The sequence below is a fragment of the Streptomyces sp. NPDC020884 genome (assembly GCF_044333935.1).
In the GTDB taxonomy this organism is placed as follows: domain Bacteria; phylum Actinomycetota; class Actinomycetes; order Streptomycetales; family Streptomycetaceae; genus Streptomyces.
On record NZ_JBIRRY010000006.1, the window covers coordinates 39,235 to 64,309 of the forward strand.

Genomic DNA, 25,075 nt, shown 5'->3' on the forward strand with positions numbered 1-25,075 from the left:
CCCGAGGGCGGCCGCAGGGGCGCACGCGGGGCGCCGCCGGATGGCTAGCGCGGCTCGTACAGGCGCTTGTGCCGACTGACCCCGGCGAGCCGGTAGGGCCCCTCGGTCTGCGTCGGCAGCAGGTGGTCACCGCCGTCGACCGGCAGCACGTGCGCGCGCAGCTCGCGGTAGGCGGCGTAGTCGATCGGCCGCCTGCGGGAGACCGCCTCGCGGTGGGCGGCGGTCCGCAGATGCTCGCGGTAGCCGGGAACGACGGTCCCCGCGAAGAACTCCGCGACGCTGCCGGACCCGTAGCTGAGGAACCCGACCGGCTGCCCGCTCAGGTCGTCCGCATCGTCCAGCAGCGAGGCCAGGGCGAGGTACACGGAGGCGGTGTAGCTGTTCCCGATGACGGTGTTGTACGCCGTGGTCCGCCCGAGGACGCGCCCCACCACGGCATCGTCGGTGTCCTCGCCGCAGCAGTGCAGCAGGTGCCGGTGCGCCTTGTAGGCCATCTTCGTGAACGGCTGGTGGTAGCAGAAGGCGGCGAACTCGCCGAGCGCCCGCCCGCCCCGCTCCCGGTAGTCCTTCCACACCCCTTCCACCGCCTGCAGATAGGCGGAGATGGACTCCTGCCCGTCCACCAGGGCGGCCTCCCGGTAGTTCGGCCGCCAGAAGTCCATGACATCGGCGGTGAACAGCCCCGAGGGCTCCTCGATGCGGACGAGCGCGGGGTCGGCCGAGACCAGCATGGCCACCGCGGCCGCCCCCTGGGTCGCCTCACCGGGGCTGTCCGCGTCGTACTTCGCGACATCGGTGGCGATCACCAGGACGCGCTGGGCGGGGTCCCGGTGCACGAGCCCCAGCGCGAACTGGAGTGCGGCGGTGCCGGCGTAGCAGGCCTGCTTCAGTTCCACGACCCGGGTGGCGGAGGGCAGCCCGAGGAGCGAGTGGACGTAGACGCCGGCGGCCTTCGCCTGATCGATGGAGGACTCCGTCGCGAGCACCACCGTCCGGATGCCGTCGGTCCCGTGCCGGGCGACCACCGGGGCGGCCGCGGCCGCCGCCATGGTCACGATGTCCTCGTCCACGGCGGGCACGCTCATCGACCGCTGGCCGATGCCGATGTGGTACTTGGCTATGTCGGTGCCGTTGTGGCGGGCCAGTTCGGTGTGGGGCAGCGCGAACCGTGTCGTCGCGAAGGACAGGTCGTGGATGCCGACGGTGCCGTTGACGCCGTTCCCGGTCATGCCCTACACCCCGATCCGGGTCGTCTCGTTGTCGCGTTCCAGGCGGACGTGCGCGCGCATGAGTTCGCCCGGGTTCGTCTGCGCGGCGAGGAGCGAGAGTTCACCGCACAGGACCGTCGCGGCCGCGACGACCGCGAGTCTGTGCGCGTTCTCCCCGGTGGGGCGATCGGCCCGGCAGCCGAGGCGGACGAGGTTGGCCTCCACGAAGTCGAGGCCCTTGCCGTTGCCCACCGTGCCCACGATCAGGTTCGGCAGGGTGCAGGAGAAGTACAGGTCACCGTCGCGGTCCTCGGCGATGGTGACGCCCTGCGATCCCTCGACGATGTTGGCCGCGTCCTGACCGGTCGCCAGATAGAACGCCAGGAGCATATTCGCGTAGTGGGCGTTGGCCGAGCGGATTCCGCCCGCCAGCAGGGTGCCGATGAGGTTCTTGCGGACGTTCAGAGAAGCGATCTTCGCGGCCGTCGTGTGCAGCCTCTCGACGACCACCGAACGCGGTACGAGGAGTTCGGTGACGACGTTCTTGCCGCGGCCCAGAATTCCGTTGACCGCGGTGGCCTTCTTGTCCGTGCAGTAGTTCCCGGATATCGATCCGTACGCGATATCCGGAACGGTCCGCAGGATGTGGGTCAGCAACGCGTCGGAGGCGAGGGTGACCATGTTGTGGCCGGAGGCGTCACCGGTGCTGAACTCGAACCGGATGAACAGCAGATCGGCCGCGATCTCGTACCGAATGCCGAGCAGTTCGGCGTATCTGCTGCAACCGCGTACCACCTCGCGCAGTTCCTCGATACGGGTGTCGAGCAGCCGGGTGGTGGCGTGGGCGGCCTGCGCGTCCTTCGCCTCGACGAGCACAGACCGCGTCATGCGGTCGTCGACGAGGGTGGCCACGATGCCCCGCTCGGTGCGCCGGGAGATGTTCGCACCGCGCTGCACGGACGGCCACAGGGGCGTCTCGTAGGTGGCCAGCGGCACGTCGGTCTCGGTGGTGGCGACGTTCCCGGAGATCCGCAGGGGCCCCACCCATCTCATGGGGACCCCGGCGGTCTCGTGCGTGTCGTTCATCGTGTGCTCCCCGTCGTGCGGTCCGTGGTGCTGAGGAAGCCGGACCGCTGGGCGATCCGGCGCGTGTCGATGCCGCGGTCGGCGCAGAAGTCCCGCAGTCCGCCGTGGACGAGCACGTCGCACCGGGCCAGCTCGGCCGGTGTGCGCGCGCCGAGCGCGGTCATCAGTCCGGTCAGCTGGTCGAGCCAGGTGGAGATCCGCTCGACCAGCGCGGGCACCCCGCCGTCCAGCAGGACCTTGAGGAATCCACCGGAGGCGCCGACGGCGGCGGCGCCGAGGGCCAGCGAACGGGCCACGTCGAGCGGGTGGCGGACACCGCCGGAGGCCAGCAGCTCGATGCCCGCCTCCTGCCCGTCCAGCAGACAGGCGGCCGTGCTCAGCCCCCAGTCGTCGAGGTAGGCGTAGTCGGCTCCGTCGCGCCTGCCGTTCTCGATGCGGGCGAAGTTGGTCCCGCCGCGACCGCCGACGTCGGCGACCCGGACGCCGAGTTTCCCGAGCAGGTCCACCGTCTCGCGGCTCAGCCCGAACCCGACCTCCTTGACGATCACCGGTACGTCCACCCCGGCCGCGATCTCCTCGATCCGCGGGCCCCAGGAGGCGAACGAGCGGTCGCCCTCCGGCATCACCGTCTCCTGGACGGTGTTGAGGTGGATCTGCAGGGCGTCGGCGCCCAGCAGTTCGACGGCCCGACGCGCGTTGTCGAGCGTGGTCGTGGCGTTGATGTTGGCCATGAGGAACCCGTCCGGGTTCTCCCGGCGCATCACGGCGAACGTGTCGGCCGAGGTCGGGTCCTTGAAGTAGGCGCTCATGGATCCCGAAGCGATCGGCACGCCGGTCTCGCGCGCGGCGATCGCCAGGTCCCGGTTGATGACACCGGTCCTGGCGCTGCCGCCGGTCATCGCGTTGATGTATAGCGGGACCGGCCACTCGACGCCCGCGAACCGGGTCCGCAGGGACACCTCGGACCGGTCGATGCCGGCCAACGCGTGGTGGACGAAGGACAGTTCGTCGAACTGGTTGCGACCGCCGTGTCCGTGTTGCTGCTCGACGGCGAGCCGGACATGGTCGTCCTTGCGTTCAGCGATCATTGCTCTGGTCCCTTCGGTCGGCGGGGCGGATGGGCAACGGCACGATCCCGGCCTCTTCCCAGCGGGCCCGCAGCCGCGCGATCTGCTCCGGCGTCTCCTCGGGCAGCAGGGCGATGCCGCAGTCGCCGCCCCCCGCGCCCGAGGGTTTCGCCGCGCCGCCGACGGCCTCGGCCGTGTCGCACAGCGCACGCAACTGGGGGGTGAAGATGCCGAGTCCGGTCTCCTCGTCCAAGCGGGCGAGCAACTGCCGGGCGGTGCGGAACCCGTCCAGCAGGGCGGCGCGGTCGCCGTCCTCGATCGCGCGGGTCGCGGCCCGTACGCAGTCGGCGCTGCGGGCCAGGAAGTCCCGGTGGGACGGGCCGCCCCGCCAGTCGCGCGCGTCCAGGCCCGCCACCAGGGCGGTGGTCGACGCGGGCCGTCCGGTCCAGCCGACCACCAGGGCGAGCCCGCGGGGCGACGGCAGCCGCCGGACCTCGTGTTCGGGCCAGGGGACGCGCAGCGTCTCCTCCACGCCCCGGCGACGTGCCGACTCCAGCACGGCCCCGCGGTCCGGCGCCCGGTAGGAGATCCAGCCGCCCCAGGTGCTGGCGGCGAGGTCACCGCCGGAGGGGCCGGGGTCGATCAGCGCGGTCGCGAGCAGGGCCAGCCGGAACCGCGCCGCGGGCGGCAGTTCCATCCCGCGGTACGCCGCCGTGGCCTCGACGGTCGCCACGGTCACCGCGCCGCTGGAGCCCAGGCCGTACTTCCTGCCCCGGTCGTGCAGCCGGCTGCCGATCGTGAGGTGCAGCGCGGATGCGGGCAGCCCGCGCTCGGCGCGCAGCCGGTCGGTGACCTCGAGGGCCGACACCACGTGCGCCAGGGCTTCCTGGGCCGTCCGGTCGTCCTCCGGGCCGAGGCCGGTGAGCCGGTCGCCCCGCCACCGCAGCCGCACCTCGTGAGGCAGCAGGTCCGAGGTGACCAGGACATCAGCGTCGGCGCCGTCGGCGCTGTCGGCTGCGGTCACGGTGACGGAGATCCGCCGGTCGACCGCCACCAGGATCGCCGGGTTGCCCGGTTCCACGACCGCGTACTCCCCGGCGGCGAACAGTTTGCCCGGCACGTGCCGGGTCACCGTGCGGGTCATGGTCACCGAACCCCGCTGTGCAGGCGGGCGCCCGGACCGCGACCGGTGACGACCACCCGGCACGACGCGGCGGCACGCACCGCCCCGGCGACCCGGTCCGCGTCGGCACGCCGGCACAGCACCTTGACGTTGGGCCCCGCGTCGATCGTCGCGTAGGCCGGCACCCCCGTCTGCCGCAGCTCCAGCACCGCGTCGAGCACGGTGAGGGAGGCCGGTGACAGGTAGCGCACCGCCGGGCGCGCGGCCAGCATCGTGGCGTGCATACCGAGTGCGTTGCGTTCGGCGATCTCCCCGACCGCTTCGAGGTCCCCGCGCAGCAGGGCCTCGCGCATCCCGGCCAGGTCCGCCCGGCCCGACTCGGCCCAGGGCCGGTAGAGCGGTGACGTCTGGACCGTACGCCGCATGGCCACCCGGCTGGAGACCGCCTTGGGGCCGGTGTCCAGCAGGGCGATCACCAGCGCCGGGTCGAGTTCGGCGGGGATCTGCTCGGCGTAGGAGGCCAGGTCCCGGCCCGCCTCGTCCCCGGCGTCGGCCGCCGGACCCGCGTACCAGACCGCGAACCCCCCGAAGATCGACCGGGCGGCCGAACCCGATCCGCGCCGGGCCAGCCGCGAGAGCGCGGTGGCGTCCAGCCGGAGCCCGTACGCGGCCGCCGAGGCGACGGCCAGGGCGGCGAAGCCGCTCGCGGAGGAAGCCAGGCCCGCCCCGGTCGGGACCGTGTTGAGGGTGGTCACGACAGCCCGTTCGGTGCGGCCCGCCCGAGCCCGCACCAGGTCCAGGAACGCGCTGATGCGGCGGTGGAACTCGCCGTCGGCCGGTTCGCCGTTCAGCGTCACCTCGTCCGCCGCGACGGCCGGATCCGGCCGTACGGAGGTGGTCGTCGGGAAGGCGTCCAGGGTCAGCGACAGACTGTCGGTGGCCGGGAGGATGAGCCGCTCGTCGCGCTTGCCCCAGTACTTGACCAGGGCGATGTTCGGATGGGCGACCGCGGTGGCGCCGTCGTCCAGGACTCGCGCGTCAACGGGCATGGCCGGTGAACCTCTCGATCGGCACGACCCAGGTCTGCACGGCCCCGGCCTCGCGCAGCGCCCGCTCGACCCGCTGGGCGTGTTCCGGCCCCTCGGCCGAGGCGATCATGCAGCCGCCCAGGCCGCTGCCGCTGATCTTGGCGCCGAGGGCATCCGCGGCGAGTGCCGCCCGGACCAGCGCGTCGATCCGGTCGGTGCTGAGTCCCGCTCCGGCGAGCAGCTCGTGACAGGCGGTCAGCCTCCTCCCGAAGGCCGCGGCCCGGCCGTCGGCGAGGTCGCGCACGGCTCCACGTGTCAGCTCCGTGGCCCCGGCGACGAACTCCTCCCCCGCTGCCGGGTCGCTCTCGAAGCCGCGCCGCAGCTGTTCGACGGCGTCCTTGGTCCGGCTCGCGACGCCGCTGTCCGCGACGACGAGCCGGCCGTCGAAGCCGATCCGCGGTTCGCGTGCGACGCCGCCGGAGAGCAGCACGGGATACGGCGAGGCGGTGGCGAGGGTGTCGATGCCGCTCGCCCGGCCGTGCGCCACGTTCTCGGCGACCTGCACGAGGTCGAACACGGTGCCGGCGTCGAGTTCGACGCCGAAGAGGTCGGCGAGCGCGAGGACCACGGCCCGTGCGCACGCGGCGCTGGCGCCGAGCCCCCGGCCGGTCGGGATCACACAGTCGATGATCACGTCCAGATGCGGGCGGTCGGTGATGCCCGCCGTCCGTTCGAACTCCGCCACCAGACTGCGGAGTCCGTCGGCGCCCTCCAGCGCCACCGGTCCCGATGCCCCCGCCACGGTGAACGTGACGTCCCCCGCCACGGCGGAGGGGTGCGAGGACTGAGCGGCGCTCGCCGTGACCGTCAGCTCCGCGACCGGAAGGGCCAGTGCCGGGGCCCCGTAGACGACGGCGTGCTCCCCCAGCAGAATCACTTTCCCATGGGCACATCCGATGCCGAACTCTCGGCTTTTCGAGTTGCCCGGCGCGCCCTGTGCCGAGGTCGGCAAAGTCAACGCACTCAACTCCTTTTCCCCTGCGTCGAATTTCTTTGTCGAGAATCCATGACCGGATAGGGACGGACAACAGATCCATGGAATCGCCGGAAATGCGCGCATGACGATCCCTGATGGGGCGCAACTGGAATACGCGGATATTCCGGCGGGTCAGCTGACCCGCTGGGTCGCCAGGACCGCCATCGTGGAGAGCTGCTCCAGAGCGGGGTCGGCGACGCCGCTCACCCGCAGGGCGGTGAGAGCCTGGTCGGTGCGGCGGGCGATGTCCTTCTCCATGACGTCCACCGCACCGCTGCCGATGAGGATGCGGCGGATCCTGGCGAGTCCGGCCTCGTCGATGTCGGTGCCGATGCTCGCCCTGAGGAAGCGCGCGCCCTCGGGGTCGCAGGTGTCGGCGTTGCGCAGCGCCGTGGCGATCAGCGCCGTCCGTTTGCCCTCGCGGAGGTCGTCGCCGGAGGGTTTGCCCGTCACCGCGGGGTCGCCGAACACGCCCAGCAGGTCGTCGCGGAGCTGGAAGGCGATGCCGATGTCACGGCCGAAGGCCCGGTAGGCCGCGATCAGCGGCTCCGGCGCGCCGGCGATCGCGGCACCGAGGTGGAGCGGCCGTTCCACGGTGTAGGACGCGGTCTTGTAGCGGTTGACCCGCAGGGCCGTTCCGATGTCCTCGTCGCCGCTCGCCTCCGCGTCGAGGTCGAGCAGCTGGCCGCCCAGCACCTCGCTGCGCATCGCCGACCACACCGGGCCCACCCGGGCCTGCGCCGGGTCCGGGAGTCCGGAGGTGCGGATCATGTCGTCGGCCCAGGCCTGGGCCAGGTCCCCGAGCAGGATCGCGATGCCCGTGCCGTAGTCCGCCGGGTCGCCCGACCAGCCGTGCGCCCGGTGCCGCTCGGCGAAGGTCACGTGTGCGGCCGGGAAGCCGCGGCGGGTCAGTGAGGCGTCGATGATGTCGTCGTGGATGAGGGCCGAGGCGTGCAGGAGCTCCAGTGCCGCGCACGCACGGGCGACCGCCGGGGCGGCCGGGCCGGCGGGGTCGCCGCCGGCGCCGATCCACCCCAGCCAGGCGAAGACCGGCCGTACGCGTTTGCCGCCCCGCAGCAGATAGCTCTCGAGCTCCTCGACCGCATGGCCGACGCTCGCCCCGATCGCCTCGGCGTCGCCGCGGCGGTCGGCGAAGAACTCCCTGAGCGCCGTGTCGAAGCGTTCCGGGGCCACGGCCGTCCCGAGATGTCCGACGGCCACGGTCTCAGCGCCCCCCGAGGACGAAGAGCGCCAGGGCCACGTTGGTGAAGCCCATCGCCACGCCGTGGTACGGCAGGGACAGCGCGTGCTTGCGCACGGTGGCGAGCGCATCGTCGAACGAGCCGCGGGTCCCCCGGGTGACCGTCCCCATGAAGCGCTGGGTGACCAGCCAGACAACGGTGTAGAGGACCAGCCCCCAGGTGAAGCCGAACTCGAACCAGGCGGCGCCGAGGACGAGGAGCGCGCCGAGGGCCAGCATCGTGGACTGCACCAGCATCGCCTTGCGGATGCCCAGGGCGAGGACGTAGGTACGGATGCCGAACTGCTGGTCCTCCAGGTAGTCCTCGGCGTGGTTGGTGACGAACGTGCCCGTCAGCGCCAGCGACAGGCCGATGACGATCACGACGCTGCCCCATTCGAGACCGTGCTCGAAGGACCGCAGCGCGAACAGGCCGGGGATGAGGACGCAGCCGAACTGCAGGGTGGGCAGCTGCCAGATGCCGGCGCTCTTGAGATGCAGCGGGGGCAGCGAGTACTGGACGCCCATCAGCCAGCCGGCGATCGCGATCGCCACCAGGTCCCAGTGGCCGGTGCGGACGGCGATGAAGACCGAGGCGCCGAGGTAGAGGGCTGTCGTGACGGCGATGTGGACGATGACCTTGGGCACGCCCAGGCCGTAGACGGCCTGGGGCTGGCGGGCTTTGTACGTGGCGTCCAGCTGACGGTCGGCCAGGGCGTTCAGCATGTCCGCGAGCTGCATGTGGGTGACGCAGAACAGGAACGCGACGACCGCGTTCACCGAGGCGAGTTCGCCCCAGGTGCGGGCCCCCAGCACGGTCGGCACGAGGCCGATGACCATATGGATCGGCAGGAACTCGATCCGGCGGATGACGAGGGCGTACTTGAGGCGCGTGCCCAGGGAGGCACGTTCTACGGGCACGCCGCGGGAGTCGGTGAATACCTCGGCGAGTCGTGTGCCGAGGGTGGTGGCGCTCGTGCTGGACACGGAGTGCGTACCCTTCTCGATCGGAGCAACAGAAGCAGGTACGGGGACGGAGTACCTGCCCGGGTGAGCGGGCCCGACGTCGGTCACGGCCGTTCGACGGCCGCCCGGTAGTCATGGGCGATGGTGCGCAGTTCGCCGGAGACATCGCCGTCCAGGCGCTCGGCGAGGGCGCGTTCGGAGCGGTCCATCGTGCGGTTGGCCTCCACGATCGCGGTCGTGGCCGGCCGCCGGGCCGCCTCGTACCGCTGGAGCGCGGCGGCGGGATCGTCGCCCTCGGACAGTTCGGCCGCCAGGGCCACCCCGTCCAGGACGGCCTGGCTCGCGCCGTTCGCGCCGACGGGGTACATCGGATGGGCCGCGTCACCGAGGACGGTGACCCGACGGTCGCCCCAGGTGGGCAGGGGATCGCGGTCGACCATCGGGTAGTGCAGGATCGTGGGGCTGGCCGCGAGCGTCGCGCGGATGTCGAGCCAGTCGAAGTCCCAGTCCGCGAAGTGCGGCAGCAGGTCCTCCAGCCGGCCCGGCCCGACGCCGGAGCCCGGGTCGCCGCCCCCGGCCGCGGCCAGGCAGACCCAGTTGAGCAGGACGGCGCCGCGCTCGGCGTGCCGTCTGGAGCAGGGATAGGCGACGATCCGGTTGGCCCGGTCGTCGGACGCGATGATCATCGTCCGGCCGTCGATGAACTCGGGCAGCTCGGTCAGGCCTCGCCACATCCGTACCGCGGTCGTGCGCAGGGGCGGCTCGTCCGGGTGCAGTTGGGAGCGCACCGCCGACTGCAGTCCGTCCCCGCCGATCAGCACGTCGGCCTCGACCGCCTCCGCCTCGCCGGAAGGACCGGTCGTGTGCACGAACACCCGGTCACCGCTCTGGTGGAATCCGCGCACCTCTGTCGCGGTGCGGATCGCCCGGGTGCCGAGCCGCTCCTGCACGGCATCGAGCAGCAGCAGCTGCAACTCGCCCCGGTGGATGGAGTACTGCGGCGCCGAATGGCCTGCCGCCGCACCGCGCGGCTCCGTCCACAGGGTGGCCCCGCGGTGGTTGAGGTACCGGTGCTCGCGGGTGGGTATCCCGGTGGCCGCCAGAGCGTCGCCGAGACCGAGTCCGATCAGCTCGGCGACCGCGGCGGGCTGGATGTTGATGCCGACACCGAGCGGCCGGATCTCCGCGGCGGTCTCCAGGACCGTGGCGGAGAGCCCTCGGGCGTGCAGGGCGAGCGCGGCCGTGAGGCCTCCGATGCCGGCGCCGGCTATCACGATGGCGGTCTGTGCAGCCTTGCTCATGGCGGCTGTCACCCTTCTGCCCGGGGCGGGCGTGGGACGGGTCAGGCGGCGGTGACCGCCGAGACCACCGAGTACACGGCCGGCGCGGGCTTGCCGAGCGCGCCCGTGCGCCGCGCGTACTCCTGTGCGGCGGGGTCGGAGAGAGTGGCCTGGATGTCCTCCGCGCTGCGCCACTGGACATAGTTCATGACGCGGCTGCCGTCTTTGGATGCGAGGATGTGCCCGGATACGAATCCGGGGCGGTGGCGGAAGACCTTCTCAAGTCCCTCGTTGAGTACGGTGACGAGTTCTTCCTGTTTCACCGGATCCACCTCGAAGACATTGATCAGAGTTACGAGATGGTCGCTCGGGCGAATTGTCGTCTCACTCATGGCGCCAAAATATCGACGGCCAAAAGCCCTGGACAACAGCTGCGTTGACTCATACGGAATGCGCGTCGGGGGTAATTCAATGGGGTCGGCGCGGCCGGCGGAACGGAAGTCCGCCGGCCGCGTCACACCCCCCGGCTCAGACCGTCACGGGCGCTGTCCGGCCCTCGAGGGTGAAGCCCTCGTAGTCGGCGGCGACGATCTCGCCCAGCCGCTGCCGGTAGGCGCCCAGGCCGCCGAAGTAGAACAGCGTGCGCCGCTTGCGGCCGGGCATGTTCGTGCCGAAGATCCAGGACTCGGTCTGCGCGAACAGGCTGTGCTCCGCCATCTCCCGGCACTCCGTGGTCCAGCCCTCCTCCGCGGCGGCGGTCGCCTCTATGCGGGTGATCCCGCGCTCCTCCGCCGCGCCGACCAGCTGCGCGATCCACTCGACCTGGGTCTCCAGGCCGGGCGGCAGGTTGCAGAAGACGCTGTTGGGGCCGAAGACCATGAACAGGTTGGGGAATCCGTTCATCGCGATGCCGAGGTAGCTGCTCGGGGCGTCGCCCCAGTGCTCCCCCAGCCGCACGCCGTCGCGCCCGCGTATGTCGACCTGGCGGTAGCCGCCCTCCATGGCGTCGAAGCCGGTGGCGAAGACCAGGACGTCCAGTTCGTGTTCCGTTCCGTCCTCGGTGACCACACCGGTCGGTGTGATCCTCGCGATCGGGGTCTCCTTGGTGGACACCAGGGTGACGTTGTCGCGGTTGTAGGTCTCGTAGTAACCGCTGTTGCAGATCGGCCGCTTGGCGTAGAAGTCGGTCGGCATGAGCTTGCGGGCGGTCTCCGGGTCCCGCACGGTCTGCTGGATCTTCGAGCGGATGAAGGAGGCGGCGGCTTCGTTGGCCGCCGGGTCGAAGGGGAGGTCCGCGAACGTGCCGAACATGAACCGGAAGCCGTTGCCCGCCTGCCATCCCTCCTCGAAGACGCGCTCGCGCTCGGCCGCCGAGACGCTCATCGCCGGCGTCTGGCTCTCCTCGAATCCGCAGCCGACCCGGGAGTCGAAGACCTGTGCCCAGATCTCGTCGTACTTCTCCCGGACCTCCGCCAGGTACGTGTCGCTGAGCGGCTTGTCGCCGGAGGGCACGACGTACTGCGCGGAACGCTGGAACACCGTGAGGTGCTCGGCCGTCCTGGCGGCCGCGCAGATGAACTGCGTACCGGTGGAGCCGGTGCCGACGATCCCGACGCGCTTGCCCGCGATGTCCAGGTCCGCGGGCCAGGCACCCGTGTGCACGATCGGCCCGGCGAAGGTGTCACGGCCCGGGATGTCGGGGAAGTTGGCGGTCGACAGCGGTCCGAGGGCGCTGACCACGTAGCGTGCGGTGAACACCTCGCCGCCGTCGGTCCGCGCGGTCCACAGCTGGGTCGCCGCGTCGTACGTCAGCGCCTCGACGGCCGTGTCGAACTGGATGTCCTTGCGCAGGTCGTGCCGGTCGACGACCGCCTTCAGGTAGTCGAGGATCTCCGGCTGGGTGGCGTAGCGGGTCTTCCACTGCCACTCCCGCAGCATCTCCTTGTCGAAGGAGTAGCGGTAGACGATGCTGTCGACGTCCGCGGCCGCGCCCGGGTAGCGGTTCCAGTACCAGGTACCGCCGACGTCGCCGGCCTTGTCGAAGGCCCGTACGGTGAGGCCGGCCTCGTCACGCAGTTTGTGCAGCATGTAGATGCCGGCGATTCCGGCGCCGATGACGATGGAGTCCAGGTGGGTCGGTCGGTCCTTCATGGCTGCCTTTCGAAGCGTCGATGGGTGGGCGTGCGCGGTGCCGAGGATCACGGCTGAAGCCGGGTGACCTGCCATCCGGTGTCCGTCCGCTCGTAGCGCAGGCGCCGGTGCAGGCGGCTCTCCGCGGCGGACCAGAACTCCACGGAGTGCGGCTGGAGGCGGTATCCGACGAAGCGCTCCGGTCGCGGCAGCGGGGCGTCCTCGGTCGCGAACCGATCGGCTTCCCGCTGCAGTCGGCGCGGATCGTCGAGCGACTCGCTCTGCCGGGAGGCGGCCGTCATCGGGTGCAGACCGGACGCGCGGCCGTGCCAGAGCCGGTCGTTCTCCTCGTCGTCCAGCAGGACCACGGGGCCCGAGAAGCACAGCTGCCGTGCGGTCTCCCGCCAGTAGAACAGGCCCGACGCCCATCCCGTCCCGGCGATCTCACGGCCCTTGCGGCTGGTGCTGTGCGTGGTGAACAGCAGTCCCTCGGCGGACGCGTCGCTGACGGCGATCATCCGGCTGGAGGGGCGGCCCGCAGCGTCGGTGGTGGCCAGGGCCAGGGCGTACGGTTCGCGGACGCCGCCCTCGACGGCCGCGCGCAGCCAGCCGAGGGCCGGCTTCATGGGGTCGGGCGGGGGGTTGTCGTACTCCGGGAAGTCGAGGTCGACGACGCCGGTGATGCTTTCCAGTTCGCTGCTCACTTCTTCCCCCGTCAGACGCGGATGGTGCCCTCGGCGGCGACGACCCCGTGGCCGCCGACCCGTACGCGGGCGATCTCTCCGGCGGTGTCGACCGTCGCCTCGGCGACCATGATCGAGCGCCTGCCGAGTCGAACCCCTTGGTGGATCTCGATGGTCCTGCCGTACGGGACCCGTCCGTGCCGGGCCAGGTGGATGGCGAGCGGACCGGCCGCGGAGCCGGTGGCCGCGTCCTCGACGACGCCGTACGCGGGCGAGAACATCCGGGTCTGCCAGCGCTCGCCGTCCGGGGCGAAGCAGTTCGCGGCCATGTCCTCGAACGCGGCCAGCGCCCGGTGGTCGGGGTGCAGGGCGTCCAGCGCGGCCACGTCGGGAAGTCCGACGAACACGTGCCGGGGGCCGTTGCGGTAGATCTCCACCGGCAGGGTGGAGGAGTCGATGCCCAGCGCCGCGAGCAGGGCGTCGGCGTGCTCGTAGGGGCGCCATTCGGGGATCGGCTGCTCCATCGAGGCGTGCGCCGTCTCCCCGTCGGGAGCGCGGACGACGTCGAAGGGCACGACGCCCATCGCGGTCTCGAGCCGCAGCCGGTCCTTTCCGTAGTCCAGGGCGACCGCGACGGCGGTCCCGAGCAAGGGGTGTCCGGCGAAGGGCAGTTCGTTGACGGGGGTGAAGATCCGCACCCGCAGGTCCGCGTCGCCGGTGGTGGGCGGCAGCAGGAACGTCACTTCGGAGAGATTCATCTCCTGCGCTATCCGCTGCATCCGCTCAGCGCTCAGGTCGCTCGCCCCGAAGAAGACCGCGACCGGGTTGCCCCGGAGGGGCTCGTCCGCGAAGGCGTCGACGACGATGTACCGATGGGAGACGCCGCGCCCCGGGCCGGCCCCTCGCACCGCGGCCTGGACCTCGAACCGCTCACGGTGCGTCACCGGAGCGCCGATCAGCTGGGCGGCCTTGTTCTCCGGGAGGTCGGCGGGACGCTCGCCGTCCCAGACCATGACGGCGCCCCAGCGGTTGCCCGCCCGGTCGGCGATCCAGTACTTCTCGTGCAGACCGCTGACCTGCTTCCAGTCCTCGACGACGCCGTCCTCGCCCAGATGCCGCTCGAGGTCGTCCACCGTGGTGAAGGCGCCATCGAGGTCCCACCAGGCGATCTCCAGGTTCATGGGTTTCGTCTGTTCCGTTGGATTCATTCGCCCAGTACCCATTCCGTCATGTCGGTGAGAATGCGAGGTCCGTCGACCGTGAGCAGCGACTCCGGGTGGAACTGCAGCGACGCGAACCGGTGACCGCGCAGCGCGTGCACCTCACCGGTGTCGGGATCGCGGGCGATCTCCACCGGCACGCCCGCCTCCGTGTCCCGGCGGTCAACGGCGGCACGGGCCTCGAAGGTGTTGTAGAAGGCCACGCGTTCGGGACTGCCGAAGAGGTTGATGTGCCGCTGCACTCCCTGGTTGGGCCGGGCGCGCCGCAGCACGGGCAGACCGAGCCGTCGGCAGAGCACCTGATGGCTCAGGCAGACGGCCAGCATCGGACGCCGCTCGGCGAGCAGTTCGGCCATGACCGCGTCCAGGGCGGCGACCTTCGGATCGCCGGGATCGCAGGGGTCGCCCGGCCCCGGGCCCATGACGATCATGTCGTGGTCCCGGATCTCGTACGACTCGTCGAAGCGCCGCACCGTGACGCCGAGCCCCAGTGCGCGCAGTTGGTGTTCGAGCATGGAGGTGAAGGTGTCCTCGGCGTCGACAACCAGCACCTTGTGCCCGTCCAGCCCTTTGGAGCGGGTGTACCCGACGGCGTCGGACGTGGTCCAGAAGCCGGCGATGCCCTCGTTGCGCCGGCTCAGCGAGGAGAGCACCTCGGGGTGGGTGGCGAACCCCCGGCGGGGCTCCGCCTCGCCGAACGCCGCCAGCAGGGCGGCGGCCTTCGCCCGGGTCTCGGCCACCTCGCCCAGCGGATCGGAGTGGCGCACCAGGGTGGAGCCGACCGAGAGGGACAGGCTCCCGGCGGGGTCGATCTCGGCGGTGCGGATCACGATCGCCGAGTCCAGCGTCTGACGGCCGGCCCCGTCGCTGCCGACCAGCCCGATGATGCCGCTGTAATAGCGTCGGCCGCCCGGCTCGTAGCGCTGGATCACCCGTGCCGCGCTCTCGACCGGGCTGCCGGTGACGGTGGGCGCGAACATCGTCTCGCGCAGCAGTTCCGGGACGCCCCGGTCCGTGCGCCCCTCGATGTGGTACTCCGTGTGCGCGACCCGGGCCATCTCCTTGAGGTGCGGGCCGGTCACCGAGACCGTGCCGGGCAGACAGAGCCGGCACATCATCTTCAGTTCCTCGTCGACCACCATGTACAGCTCCTCGGCCTCCTTGCGGTCGGCGAGGAAGTCGGTCACACCGCTCAGCGTCGGACCGTCGGCCGGGTAGCGGTAGGTGCCGCTGATCGGGTTCATCCTGACGACGTCGTCGGCCAGACCGACATGGCGCTCCGGCGACGCCCCGACGATGGTGGATCCGGCGGTGCGCACCAGAAACGTCCAGTACGCTCCCCGCTCGGCCGCGAGCAGTTGCCGGAACGCCGACAGGGCGGCGTCCGGACCGGGATCGGCGATGTCGGCGACGTAGGTGCGCTTGATGACGAAGTTGGCTCCCTGGCCGGTGCCGATCTCGTCGGCCAGCACCGACGCGACGCACTGGGCGTACTCGCTGTCGTCCGCGTCGAAGTGACCGTTCTCCAGGCGCACCCGGCGGTCCGGCAGCCGGCTCAGCACCGAGGAGACCGGGTGGTGCTCCTCGGCCGTCACCCGCATCGCGAGGAGGGGCGCGCCGTCGTCGACCGCGGGATGACCGCGCTCGACGAGCTGCCGGTAGGGGACCACGATCAGCATGTCGCTGGAGGCGGCGCCGGCGGCCGGGCGGCCCGCGAAGTCGATCGCCGCGAGCGAGGCGGGATGACCGGTGTCCCCCGTGATCACCTGCACCTGACGGCCGCTTCCGTCGCTGCGGCAGATCAGCGCGTAGTCCCCGACCGTGTCAGCGAGCACGGCGTCGAGCAGATCGGCCGTCACGGCACGAGGTCCTCGGCCGTGGCGACCCTGGCGCAGCAGCCGGCCGCGTACTGGAGCGTCTGCCGGTGCCGGTCGGCGGAGAAGTCACCGATCGCGTCCCCGGCGAGGAAGACCTGCACGTCGTTGCTGTAGGCCTCCAGGGCGGTGGTGAGGATGCCGACGTGTCCGTAGACGCCGCACACCACCAGCTGATCGCGGCCTTCGGCCCGCATCCGGTCCAGCAGGTCGGTGCGGAAGAACGCGCTGTAGCGCCACTTCACGAACGTCCAGTCGTCGGCGCCCGGTGACAGCTCGTCGGTGATCACGCGGTCCGCGTCGGAGCTGGTCATGCCCGGCCCCCAGAAGTCCCGGAGCAGGCCCCGGTCCTGCGGTGTCATGCGGCCCGGCTGGGCGGTGTAGGCGATCCGGACGCCCTGGGCCGCGCAGCGCTTGCGCAGAGCGGCCGCGGTGTCGATCAGCCGGGCGCGCATCCCGGGTTCGAACGCCTCGAGGAAGTACTTCTGCATGTCGTGGACGAGCAGGACGGCCCGTTCGGGCCGGACGGTCCAGTCGACCACGCCGATGGGCATGTCCGGCCGGCCGGGCAGGTCGTACGGTTCGACTTCCAGTTTCAGGCTCATGACAACCCCCGCCTCGTCAGAACAGATTCACCGCGCGGATCACCCACGGCCGACCACGCCGAGACGACCTCGGCGGCTTGCGCCGGACCGAGCCGGGGATCGCACAGGCTGGCGGCGCCCCGGGGCGACGGCATCGCGCCCGGGGAGCCCCCGACACACTCGTCCACCGCGTACGGACTGGTCTCCAGATGGAGACCGTGGCCCTGCGCGCCCACGCCGTTCAAACTCTCCGAGAACCGGCGGACCTCCTCCACGGCCGTGGCGACGTGGCGTGTCTTGGTCCCGTCGGGGAGCTTGACGGTGTTGGCGTGCAGGGGATCGCAGAGCCAGAGCACGGGGTGACCGGCGTCCTGGACCGCGCGGGCCAGAGCGGGCAGCCGTGCGGTGACCGGGTCCGGACCCATCCGCACGATCAGCGCGAGCCGGCCGGGGTCGCGCTGTGGATCCAGCCGGGCGCACAGGGCGAGCAGTTCGTCCGGCGTCATGCCCGGCCCGACCTTGCAGGCGACCGGGTTGACGACCCCGGACAGCAGGTCCACATGGGCGCCGTCCAGCTGCCGGGTGCGCTCGCCGATCCACGGCCAGTGGGTCGACCCGAGCAGCTGCCGGCCGTCCCCGGTCGGACGAAGCTGCGGCTGCTCGTAATCCATCAGCAGCGCTTCGTGGCTGGTCCACAGCCGGTCCTCGGTCTCCCGCGCCGCCCAGTCCGCGTCGGCCCGCCATCCGAGGTGCTCCATCGCCTCGCGGGCCGTCATGAAGCACATGAGCAGCCGCAGGGGATCGGGCCGCCTGCTGTGGGCGTCCGGTGCGGGCAGGTTGACCATGTGGCCCCGGTAGACGGGGAGCTGGCCGCTGCCGGGTATCTCCTCGAAGGGATGCGAGCGGGGTTTGGCGAACTGGCCGGCGATCCTGCCGACCCGGATGACCGGCAGCCCCGATTCCGCGCCCAGCAGATCGGCGAGCCGGTGGGCCAGGGCGGCCTTGGCCTCCATGGGTGACGCGCGGCATTCATCGGGATGTTCGGCGCAGTCACCGGCCTGCAGAATCAGAGCTTCACCGCGCGCCGCCGCCGCCAGCGCCCCGCGCAGGGCGAGAACCTGTTCGGTGTCGACGAGTGAACCGGTGGCCGCCAGGACGTTACGGACCTGGGCGACCTGATGCCGGTCGCCCCATTCCGGCTGCTGAGCAGCTGTCAGTGGTTGCTTCGAAGAGGCCTGATACTTCACGTTCGATCCCACCCCCGTAGGGTTAAAAGAGAACGAGATGCAGATTTCAATGCCGATTCACGTCGGGATTCCCTCCCGGACGATTTTCGGCACCTCGATTCCGAGGGACCGGAACTGCTGGACCGGGTTCATGAATTCCCGCTGACGTTTGATCTTTCCACCCTCGAAGGTGAAGTGGTGCAGGAAGTGGTTCTCGTAGCGCCCGTCCGGATAACCCGGGAAGAGGATCTTTCCGACACCGTTGCACTCGACCCAGAACTGGTCCGGGTCCTGCGTGTCGAAAATCTCGATGTCGATCCACTGCCAGTCGGGGAAGCACTGGAGGGACCACACTCCGTGCTCGGCCAGGCGGTCACGACCTCGGATGACGATGGGCTCACCCGTGTCCGTGGTCCAGAGACCACCCTGACCGTCCTCGGTGAACAATTCGTGACGCCGCAGCCGATCCTGGCCGCGCGTGTTCATGTACTGCGAAACGATCTTGCGATTGTGCTCGCGTACCCGAGTTACTTCCTCGGCGTTCGCAGGAGCATTCGACTCAGACATTTTTTCCCCCGCCTGATGAAGTTTTCGACGCTAGATGCTCGACGTCCGCCGGACAGTACCAATGCGCCCTCCGCGGCTGCAATTTTCGGCTGCCTCACGAGAATGCGCGCCTTCCGCTTGCACGCTGCGCATTTTAAGCGGAGGCATGGATACCGTTCATTCCGCGGCGATCGGACCGGGAATCTCGGCATTTCAGGAGCAATGACCGAGCACGCAGGCATGCGTGAGCGACGGCGGGCATATGCGGTGCGACGTCGCCACCCTCGAGAAGGCACGGCACCGGGCGGGAACGGCTACGGGAGAGCACCGAGTTCATCGATGCGTGAGCGGAGGAACTCGCGCTCCACCGCGTTCTCGGTCCTCGCGAGCGCCTCCCGATAGGCGGCCCGCGCCTCGTCGAAGCGGTGCAGCCGGCGCAGGAAGTCCGCACGGGCGGCCGCGAAGTACTGATACTCGGTCAGCTTGGGTTCGGCGGAGATCTCCGCCAGGCACCGCAGACCGGCCTCCGGCCCGTACGCCTGCCCGACGGCGATGGCACGGTTCAGCGCCACCACCGGCGACGGCCAGATCCGCAGCATGCCGTCGTAGAGGCCGACGATGCGGGACCAGTCGGTGGCCTCCCAGTCCGGAGCCTGCGCGTGCACGGCGGCGATCGCCGCCATCAGCGCGTACCGGGTCGGCGGCCGGTGCCGCATGGCGTACGCGACCAGCCGCAGCCCCTCCTGGATCTCCTCGGCGTTCCAGAGCGTCCGGTCCTGCTCGGAGAGCAGTGCCAGCGAACCGTCGGGGCGGGTGCGGGTGCGGCGGCGCGCGTCGGTGAGCAGGATGAGCGCGAGCAGCCCGGCCGCACCGGACTGGTCCGGCAGCAACTGGTGCAGTACGCGGGCGAGATGCAGCGCCCGCTCGATCAGGTCGCGTCGTTGCAGTCGCTCCCCGGACGGCGCGGTGTGCCCGGTGCTGAAGACCAGGTGCACGACGTCCAGCACGGCGTCGAGCCGGGCGGGCAGCTCCTCGGGCGACGGTTCCCGGTAGGGGATTCCGGCAGCCTTGATCTTCTTCTTGCCACGGGTGATGCGGGCCGCCATCGTCGGCTCCGAGACGAGCAGCGCCCGGCCGACCTCGGCGGTGGACAGGCCGCACACCAGCCGCAGGGTGAGGCCGACCCGGGTGTCGACGTCCAACGAGGGATGACAGCAGGTGAAGATCAGCCGCAGCCGGTCGTCCGGGATGTCCCGGTCGACGAAGTCCTGGTCCGCGGGCGGGGCGGTGTCGTCTCCGGCCAGCAGCGGCAGTTTGCCGCGGAAGGTGTCGAGGCGGCGCAGGGCGTCCAGGGCACGGCGACGAGCGACCGTGGTCAGCCAGGCCTCGGGCCGTTTCGGCACCCCTTCCTCCGGCCACTGCCGCAGTGCCTGGGCATAGGCCTCCTGGACGCACTCCTCGGCGAGGTCGAGATCCCGGGTGACGCGCACGGTGGCCGCGAGCACGAAGCCCCACTGCCGGCCGTGTGCCTCGGCGACGGCGTCCGCGACGGTTGCATCCATGGACGCTCCGGGAACTCGGGTGTGCGGGTGACGGCGGTTCAGGCGTCCGGCACGGAACGGATCGGCCTGACCTCGACCCCGCCGTTGGGCACGGGAATCTCCTGGGCCAGCCTGAGCGCCTCGTCGAGGTCCTCCGCCTCGATCAGGAAGTATCCGGCGACGACTTCCTTCGACTCGACGAAGGCGCCGTCGCTGATCCGGACCCCGCCGTCGACGTCCCGCCGCACCGAGGTGGCCGTGGAGGTCGGGTGGAGCCGCTGACCCCGCTCCACGCTCGCCTCGTTGCGCCGCATGAAGTCCTGGAACCGGCCCACCAGGGCCGTTTCCTCCGCCGCGGGCAGCTCACTCGTCGTGGCCTCGTCCTCGTACACCAACAACAAGTACTCCGCCACGTTCTCGTGCCTCCCCCGTCGATGCCCGAACGGCTGCTCACGCTACCGTACCGATCTCCACGCCACGTGGGCCCGCCGCGACGGCCGCATCAGCTCAGGGCCGGGATGATCTCGGCGCCGTAGGCGTCGATGGTCGCCTCCCGGGCGTCGTGCATGTTGTAGAGCGCGAACTGGTCGACGCCCATGTCCCGCAGGGCCCGGAGCTTCTCGATGTGCGCCTCGGCGGGGCCCAGCAGGCAGAACCGGTCGACGATCTCGTCCGGGACGAAGGCGGTGTCCGGGTTGCCGGTGCGCCCGTGGTGGCTGTAGTCGTAGCCGGAGCGTCCGGCGATGTACGCGGTGAGCGCCTCGGGGACCAGGCCGGAGTGCTCTCCGTAGCGGGCGACCAGGTCCGCGACGTGGTTGCCGACCATCCCGCCGAACCAACGGCACTGCTCCCGGGCGTGGTCGAGGTCCTCGCCGACGTAGGCGGGGGCGGCGACGCAGATGGTGACGGAGTCCGGGTCGCGCCCTGCGTCGGACGCCGCGTCCCGTACCGCCTTGATCATCCACTCGGTGAGGAAGGGGTCGGCGAGCTGGAGGATGAAGCCGTCCGCCTTCTGCCCGGCCAGGGCCAGGGCCTTGGGCCCGTACGCCGCCATCCACACCGGCAGCCGTCCGTCCTTCACCCAGGGGATCTGCACCGGCTGCCCGTCGACCGTCGCCTCCCGGCCCTCGGCGAGGTCCCGGATCACGTCGATGGCCTCGCCGAGCCGGGCCAGTGTGTTGGGCCGGCGGCCCGCGACGCGCATCGCGGAGTCACCGCGACCGATGCCGCAGACGGTGCGGTTGCCGTACATGTCGTTGAGGGTGGCGAAGGTGGAGGCGGTGACCTCCCAGGTGCGGGTGCCCGGGTTGGTGACCATCGGGCCCACGGTCATCCGGTCGGTGTGCTCCAGGATGCGGCTGTAGATGACGAACGGCTCCTGCCAGAGCACCGCCGAGTCGAAGGTCCAGCCGTAGCGGAAGCCGTTGCGCTCGGCGCGGCGCATCAGGCCGACGACGGCGGAGGCGGGCGGGTCCGTCTGGAGGACGAGTCCGAAGTCCATGGCGGGGTCTCCTAGTCGAGGTACTGACAGGTGGCGCGGGGGGTGTACATGCCGTGTCCGGCGCGGCCGGTGAACTTCCGTCCGTCGATGACGAGTTCGCCGCGCGAGAGCACGGTCTCGACCTGACCGGTGATGCGTTTGCCCTCGTACGCCGAGTAGTCGACGTTCATGTGGTGGGTCTCGGCGGAGAGGGTCTGTTCGGCGGCCGGGTCGTAGATGACGATGTCGGCGTCGGCGCCCGGGGCGATGGTGCCCTTCTTCGGGTAGAGGCCGAACATCCGGGCCGGGGAGGCGCAGGCGATCTCGATCCAGCGGCGGCGGGTGATGTGGCCGTCCACGACGGCCTGGTGCAGCAGGTCCATGCGGTGCTCGACGCCGGGCATGCCGTTGGGGATCTTGGAGAAGTCGCCGCGGCCCATCTCCTTCTGGCCCGAGAAGCAGAAGGGGCAGTGGTCGGTGGAGACGACCTGGAGTTCGTTGTTCCGCAGGCCGCGCCACAGGGCTGCCTGGTGCTCCTTGGGCCGCAACGGCGTGGAGCAGACGTACTTGGCGCCCTCGAAGTCGGGCTCGGCGAGGTTGTCGGTGGACAGGAACAGGTACTGCGGGCAGGTCTCGCCGAAGACGGGGAGGCCCTGGTGGCGGGCGGCGGCGATCTCGGCGACGGCCTCGTCGGCGGAGACGTGGACGACGTAGAGGGGGGATCCGGCGACCCGGGCGAGCTGGACGGCGCGGTGGGTCGCCTCGGCCTCCAGGGCGACCTTGCGGACGTCCCCGTGGTAGCGGGGGTCGGTGCGCCCCTCGGCGAGCGCCTGCTCGACGAGGACGTCGATGGCGATGCCGTTCTCCGCGTGCATCATGATCAGTCCGCCGTTGCCTGCGGCCCGTTGCATGGCGCGCAGGATCTGGCCGTCGTCGCTGTAGAAGACCCCGGGGTAGGCCATGAACAGCTTGAAGGAGGTGACCCCTTCGGCGACGAGGAGGTCCATCTCCTTCAGCGAGGAGGGGTTCACGTCCGCGAGGATCATGTGGAAGGCGTAGTCGACGGCGCAGTTGCCGTCGGCCTTGGCGTACCAGGCGTCGAGCCCCTCGCGCAGGGAGCGGCCCACGCTCTGGATGGCGAAGTCGACGATGGTGGTGGTGCCGCCCCAGGCGGCGGCCCGGGTGCCGGTCTCGAAGGTGTCGGCGGCGTAGGTCCCGCCGAACGGCATCTCCATGTGGGTGTGCCCGTCGACGCCGCCCGGGATGACGTACTTGCCCGTCGCGTCGATCCTCCGGTCGGCGCTCCAGCTCGCGGCGGCGTCGGTTCCGTGGGCGGCGAGGGCGGCGATCCGGCCGCCCTCGACGAGCACGTCGGCGTGGATCTCGTCGGACGCGGTGATGACCAGACCACCGTGGATGACAGTGCGGCTCATGGGTACCTCCTCACTGCGGGGCGCCCCCACCGGCCCTCCGGGCGTACGGTCGGGGCGGCCCCGCGCGGTTCGTGTGCGTACGGTCCTGCGGGCGGGGTCAGCCCGCCGCGCGCAGGGCGTCCGCGAGGATCGCCGCGCCTTCCTCGGCCTCGGCGACGGTCAGGGTCAGCGGCGGGGCGATCCTGAGGACGCTGGTGCTGTGGCCGCCGCCCTTGCCGATGAGCAGCCCACCCGCGCGGGCCGCCTCGAGGACGGCCGCCGCGGCGTCCGGGTCGGCCTCGTCGGTGCCGGGCTTCACCAGCTCGATGCCGATCATCAGGCCCCGGCCGCGCACTTCGCGTACGGCGGGCGAACCGGCGGCGACGGCGCGCAGCCGTTCGATGAGGAGCCCGCCGACGCGCCGTGCGTTGCCCTGGAGGTCGTGCTCCAGGAGGTACGAGAGGTTGGCGAGCGACGCGGCCATCGTGACGGGCGAACCGCCGAACGTGGAGATGGAGTTGGCGTCGAGGCAGTTCATCACCTCGGCGCGGGCCACCACGCCTCCCACCGACATGCCGTTGCCGATGCCCTTGGCGAAGGTGAGGATGTCCGGCGGACCGTGCTCGGCGTGCGCCTGCCAGCCCCAGAAGTGGTCGCCGGTACGGCCCCAGCCGGTCTGCACCTCGTCCGAGATCCACAGCACCCCGTGCCGGTCCAGGACCTGCCGGAACGCGGCGAACAGTCCGTCGGGCGGCGAGGTGAAGCCGCCGACGCCCTGGATGGGTTCGGCGATCAGGGCCGCGGGCCGGCGAGTGTGCCCGAGGAGGTCCTCCAGGTCGGCGACGCATGCCTGGATGAACCGCTCGTCGCTCAACTCGGCGTACGGTCCCCGGCCGCGGACGCCGCCGTGCACGTACAGGGTCTGGAGCGGGGACAGGCTCGTGGGCGACCAGGCCTGGTTGCCGGTGATGGAGACCGTGGAGAACGACCGGCCGTGGTAGCTGTTGCGCATCGCGAGGATCTGGTTGGAGCGGCGGTACGCGGTGGCGAGCAGCAGCGCGGTGTCGTTCGCCTCGGTGCCCGAGGTGGTGAAGAAGACCCGGGCGTCGGGGATGCCGGAGAGGGTGGCGACCCGCTCGGCCATCTCCACCATCGGGCGGTTGAGGTAGAGGGTGGAGGAGTGGATGATCCGCCCGGCCTGTTCGGCGACCGCCTTGGTCACCTCGGGCAGCGCGTGGGCGGTCATCGTGGTGAGGATGCCGCCGAAGAAGTCCAGGTAGCGGTTGCCGTCCGCGTCCCAGACGTGGCGGCCCTCGCCGTGGGTGAGCTCCAGGGGCCGGCCGTAGTAGAGGGCCAGCCACTGAGGGCTGACGGCGAGGTGGCGCTCGTGCAGTCCGGTCACGGCTCCACCAGCCCGTCGTAGGCGTCGGGCCGCCGGTCCCGGTAGAACGCCCACTGCTGGCGGACTTCCTCGATCAGGTCGAAGTCCAGGTCGCGGACGAGGAGTTCCTCCTCCTTGTCGCTGGCGACCTCCCCGACGAACTGGCCGCGCGGGTCGACGAAGTAGCTGGTGCCGTAGAAGTCGTTGTCGCCGTACTCCTCCTGGCCGACCCGGTTGATCGCGGCGACGAAGTACTCGTTGGCGACGGCGGAGGCCGGCTGCTCCAACTGCCAGAGGTGGCTGGAGAGTCCGCGCGAGGTGGCCGAGGGGTTGTACACCAACTGGGCTCCGCCCAGACCGAGTTGCCGCCAGCCTTCGGGGAAGTGCCGGTCGTAGCAGATGTACACGCCGACCTTGCCGACGGCGGTGTCGAAGACCGGCCAGCCGGCGTTGCCGGGCTTGAAGTAGTACTTCTCCCAGAACCCCTTGACCTGCGGGATGTGGTGCTTGCGGTACTTGCCGAGGTACGAGCCGTCGGCGTCGATCACGGCCGCGGTGTTGTAGTAGAAGCCGGACTGCTCGATCTCGAAGACCGGGACCACGACGACCATGCCGGTCTCACGGGCCAGGTCCTGCATGCGCCGGACGGTCGGCCCGTCGGGGACCGGCTCGGCCCAGCGGTAGTGCTCGGGCTCCTGGACCTGGCAGAAGTAGGGGGCGTTGAACACCTCCTGGAAGCCGATGATCTTCGCCCCCTGCCGGGCGGCCTCGCGCGCGTGTTCCTCGTGCTTGGCAATCATGGATTCGGTGTCGCCGGTCCAGGTCGCCTGGACGAGTGCGGCGCGTACGACATGGGACATGAGCTGCTCCTTCGACGCGGCGTCAGAGAGCCTCTACGCGTTTTCTACGCACGTAGATCGGTGCATGGATGGAGAACGTAAGCCCCGTCGTCCGGCGGGGCAAG

At 70.9% G+C, this 25,075-nt stretch carries 23 protein-coding genes; all 23 read right to left on the reverse strand.

Annotation, left to right across the window (positions count from 1 at the left end):
- Positions 1 to 44: 44 nt before the first annotated feature.
- Complete coding sequence (locus ACH4UK_RS19580) at positions 45 to 1,229, reverse strand: hydroxymethylglutaryl-CoA synthase (RefSeq protein ID WP_398357835.1); 1,185 nt, start codon at positions 1,227 to 1,229, stop codon at positions 45 to 47.
- Positions 1,230 to 1,232: 3 nt separating this feature from the next.
- Positions 1,233 to 2,294, reverse strand: coding sequence for a hydroxymethylglutaryl-CoA reductase (locus ACH4UK_RS19585; RefSeq protein WP_398357837.1), 1,062 nt, complete (start codon positions 2,292 to 2,294; stop codon positions 1,233 to 1,235).
- Positions 2,291 to 3,382, reverse strand: coding sequence for a type 2 isopentenyl-diphosphate Delta-isomerase (fni, locus tag ACH4UK_RS19590; protein WP_398357839.1), 1,092 nt, complete (start codon positions 3,380 to 3,382; stop codon positions 2,291 to 2,293). Before fni ends, ACH4UK_RS19585 begins: the two co-directional genes overlap by 4 nt.
- Positions 3,372 to 4,505 (reverse strand): phosphomevalonate kinase, encoded by a 1,134-nt coding sequence (locus ACH4UK_RS19595; protein ID WP_398357840.1) that lies wholly within the window; start codon positions 4,503 to 4,505, stop codon positions 3,372 to 3,374. Before ACH4UK_RS19595 ends, fni begins: the two co-directional genes overlap by 11 nt.
- A 2-nt stretch (positions 4,506 to 4,507) precedes the next feature.
- Complete coding sequence (gene mvaD, locus ACH4UK_RS19600) at positions 4,508 to 5,533, reverse strand: diphosphomevalonate decarboxylase (protein WP_398357842.1); 1,026 nt, start codon at positions 5,531 to 5,533, stop codon at positions 4,508 to 4,510.
- A complete protein-coding gene (gene mvk, locus ACH4UK_RS19605) occupies positions 5,523 to 6,449 on the reverse strand; it encodes a mevalonate kinase (protein WP_398357844.1) in 927 nt (308 codons plus the stop codon). The genes mvaD and mvk overlap by 11 nt, the downstream gene beginning before the upstream one ends.
- Positions 6,450 to 6,680: 231 nt before the next feature.
- Positions 6,681 to 7,769 (reverse strand): polyprenyl synthetase family protein, encoded by a 1,089-nt coding sequence (locus ACH4UK_RS19610; RefSeq protein ID WP_398357846.1) that lies wholly within the window; start codon positions 7,767 to 7,769, stop codon positions 6,681 to 6,683.
- A 4-nt stretch (positions 7,770 to 7,773) separates the two neighbouring features.
- Entirely contained in the window at positions 7,774 to 8,775 is a 1,002-nt protein-coding gene (locus ACH4UK_RS19615) for a UbiA family prenyltransferase (RefSeq protein WP_398357847.1), read from the reverse strand.
- A gap of 83 nt (positions 8,776 to 8,858) precedes the next feature.
- On the reverse strand, positions 8,859 to 10,055 hold the full coding sequence (locus ACH4UK_RS19620) for an FAD-dependent monooxygenase (RefSeq protein WP_398357849.1): 1,197 nt from the start codon (positions 10,053 to 10,055) through the stop codon (positions 8,859 to 8,861).
- A 41-nt stretch (positions 10,056 to 10,096) separates the two neighbouring features.
- Positions 10,097 to 10,426 (reverse strand): antibiotic biosynthesis monooxygenase family protein, encoded by a 330-nt coding sequence (locus tag ACH4UK_RS19625; protein ID WP_398357851.1) that lies wholly within the window; start codon positions 10,424 to 10,426, stop codon positions 10,097 to 10,099.
- Between the two features lie 136 nt (positions 10,427 to 10,562).
- Complete coding sequence (locus tag ACH4UK_RS19630; RefSeq protein WP_398357853.1) at positions 10,563 to 12,185, reverse strand: flavin-containing monooxygenase; 1,623 nt, start codon at positions 12,183 to 12,185, stop codon at positions 10,563 to 10,565.
- A 47-nt stretch (positions 12,186 to 12,232) separates the two neighbouring features.
- On the reverse strand, positions 12,233 to 12,868 hold the full coding sequence (gene phzG, locus ACH4UK_RS19635; protein WP_398357855.1) for a phenazine biosynthesis FMN-dependent oxidase PhzG: 636 nt from the start codon (positions 12,866 to 12,868) through the stop codon (positions 12,233 to 12,235).
- An 11-nt stretch (positions 12,869 to 12,879) separates the two neighbouring features.
- A complete protein-coding gene (locus ACH4UK_RS19640) occupies positions 12,880 to 14,028 on the reverse strand; it encodes a PhzF family phenazine biosynthesis protein (RefSeq protein WP_398357857.1) in 1,149 nt (382 codons plus the stop codon).
- A gap of 23 nt (positions 14,029 to 14,051) precedes the next feature.
- Positions 14,052 to 15,926, reverse strand: a complete 1,875-nt coding sequence (locus ACH4UK_RS19645) for an anthranilate synthase family protein (protein ID WP_398357858.1) — start codon at positions 15,924 to 15,926, stop codon at positions 14,052 to 14,054.
- On the reverse strand, positions 15,923 to 16,546 hold the full coding sequence (locus ACH4UK_RS19650; RefSeq protein ID WP_398357860.1) for an isochorismatase family protein: 624 nt from the start codon (positions 16,544 to 16,546) through the stop codon (positions 15,923 to 15,925). Before ACH4UK_RS19650 ends, ACH4UK_RS19645 begins: the two co-directional genes overlap by 4 nt.
- Complete coding sequence (locus tag ACH4UK_RS19655) at positions 16,543 to 17,784, reverse strand: 3-deoxy-7-phosphoheptulonate synthase (RefSeq protein ID WP_398357861.1); 1,242 nt, start codon at positions 17,782 to 17,784, stop codon at positions 16,543 to 16,545. The genes ACH4UK_RS19650 and ACH4UK_RS19655 overlap by 4 nt, the downstream gene beginning before the upstream one ends.
- 45 nt (positions 17,785 to 17,829) lie before the next feature.
- Positions 17,830 to 18,318 carry a PhzA/PhzB family protein gene (locus tag ACH4UK_RS19660; RefSeq protein WP_398357863.1) on the reverse strand — a complete coding sequence of 163 codons (489 nt, stop codon included), beginning with the start codon at positions 18,316 to 18,318 and terminating at the stop codon, positions 17,830 to 17,832.
- Between the two features lie 293 nt (positions 18,319 to 18,611).
- On the reverse strand, positions 18,612 to 19,859 hold the full coding sequence (locus ACH4UK_RS19665) for an RNA polymerase sigma factor (protein WP_398357864.1): 1,248 nt from the start codon (positions 19,857 to 19,859) through the stop codon (positions 18,612 to 18,614).
- Between the two features lie 38 nt (positions 19,860 to 19,897).
- The gene (locus ACH4UK_RS19670; protein WP_398357866.1) at positions 19,898 to 20,251 is read right to left on the reverse strand and encodes a YciI family protein; all 354 of its coding nucleotides are present in this window, start codon (positions 20,249 to 20,251) and stop codon (positions 19,898 to 19,900) included.
- Positions 20,252 to 20,340: 89 nt separating this feature from the next.
- Positions 20,341 to 21,339, reverse strand: a complete 999-nt coding sequence (locus ACH4UK_RS19675) for a TIGR03842 family LLM class F420-dependent oxidoreductase (protein WP_398357869.1) — start codon at positions 21,337 to 21,339, stop codon at positions 20,341 to 20,343.
- Positions 21,340 to 21,350: 11 nt separating this feature from the next.
- Positions 21,351 to 22,751, reverse strand: coding sequence for a dihydropyrimidinase (gene hydA, locus ACH4UK_RS19680; protein ID WP_398357871.1), 1,401 nt, complete (start codon positions 22,749 to 22,751; stop codon positions 21,351 to 21,353).
- Between the two features lie 97 nt (positions 22,752 to 22,848).
- Complete coding sequence (locus ACH4UK_RS19685) at positions 22,849 to 24,132, reverse strand: aspartate aminotransferase family protein (RefSeq protein ID WP_398357873.1); 1,284 nt, start codon at positions 24,130 to 24,132, stop codon at positions 22,849 to 22,851.
- Complete coding sequence (locus ACH4UK_RS19690) at positions 24,129 to 24,971, reverse strand: nitrilase-related carbon-nitrogen hydrolase (protein WP_398357874.1); 843 nt, start codon at positions 24,969 to 24,971, stop codon at positions 24,129 to 24,131. The genes ACH4UK_RS19685 and ACH4UK_RS19690 overlap by 4 nt, the downstream gene beginning before the upstream one ends.
- Positions 24,972 to 25,075: the final 104 nt, after the last annotated feature.

Coding starts and splice junctions, on each gene's coding strand:
- ACH4UK_RS19580 (WP_398357835.1), bottom strand. CDS start 1,229: ATGACCGGGAACGGCGTCAACGGCACCGTCGGCATCCACGACCTGTCC.
- ACH4UK_RS19585 (WP_398357837.1), bottom strand. CDS start 2,294: ATGAACGACACGCACGAGACCGCCGGGGTCCCCATGAGATGGGTGGGG.
- fni (WP_398357839.1), bottom strand. CDS start 3,382: ATGATCGCTGAACGCAAGGACGACCATGTCCGGCTCGCCGTCGAGCAG.
- ACH4UK_RS19595 (WP_398357840.1), bottom strand. CDS start 4,505: ATGACCCGCACGGTGACCCGGCACGTGCCGGGCAAACTGTTCGCCGCC.
- mvaD (WP_398357842.1), bottom strand. CDS start 5,533: ATGCCCGTTGACGCGCGAGTCCTGGACGACGGCGCCACCGCGGTCGCC.
- ACH4UK_RS19620 (WP_398357849.1), bottom strand. CDS start 10,055: ATGAGCAAGGCTGCACAGACCGCCATCGTGATAGCCGGCGCCGGCATC.
- ACH4UK_RS19625 (WP_398357851.1), bottom strand. CDS start 10,426: ATGAGTGAGACGACAATTCGCCCGAGCGACCATCTCGTAACTCTGATC.
- ACH4UK_RS19630 (WP_398357853.1), bottom strand. CDS start 12,185: ATGAAGGACCGACCGACCCACCTGGACTCCATCGTCATCGGCGCCGGA.
- ACH4UK_RS19640 (WP_398357857.1), bottom strand. CDS start 14,028: ATGAACCTGGAGATCGCCTGGTGGGACCTCGATGGCGCCTTCACCACG.
- ACH4UK_RS19650 (WP_398357860.1), bottom strand. CDS start 16,546: ATGAGCCTGAAACTGGAAGTCGAACCGTACGACCTGCCCGGCCGGCCG.
- ACH4UK_RS19660 (WP_398357863.1), bottom strand. CDS start 18,318: ATGTCTGAGTCGAATGCTCCTGCGAACGCCGAGGAAGTAACTCGGGTA.
- ACH4UK_RS19665 (WP_398357864.1), bottom strand. CDS start 19,859: ATGGATGCAACCGTCGCGGACGCCGTCGCCGAGGCACACGGCCGGCAG.
- ACH4UK_RS19675 (WP_398357869.1), bottom strand. CDS start 21,339: ATGGACTTCGGACTCGTCCTCCAGACGGACCCGCCCGCCTCCGCCGTC.
- hydA (WP_398357871.1), bottom strand. CDS start 22,751: ATGAGCCGCACTGTCATCCACGGTGGTCTGGTCATCACCGCGTCCGAC.
- ACH4UK_RS19690 (WP_398357874.1), bottom strand. CDS start 24,971: ATGTCCCATGTCGTACGCGCCGCACTCGTCCAGGCGACCTGGACCGGC.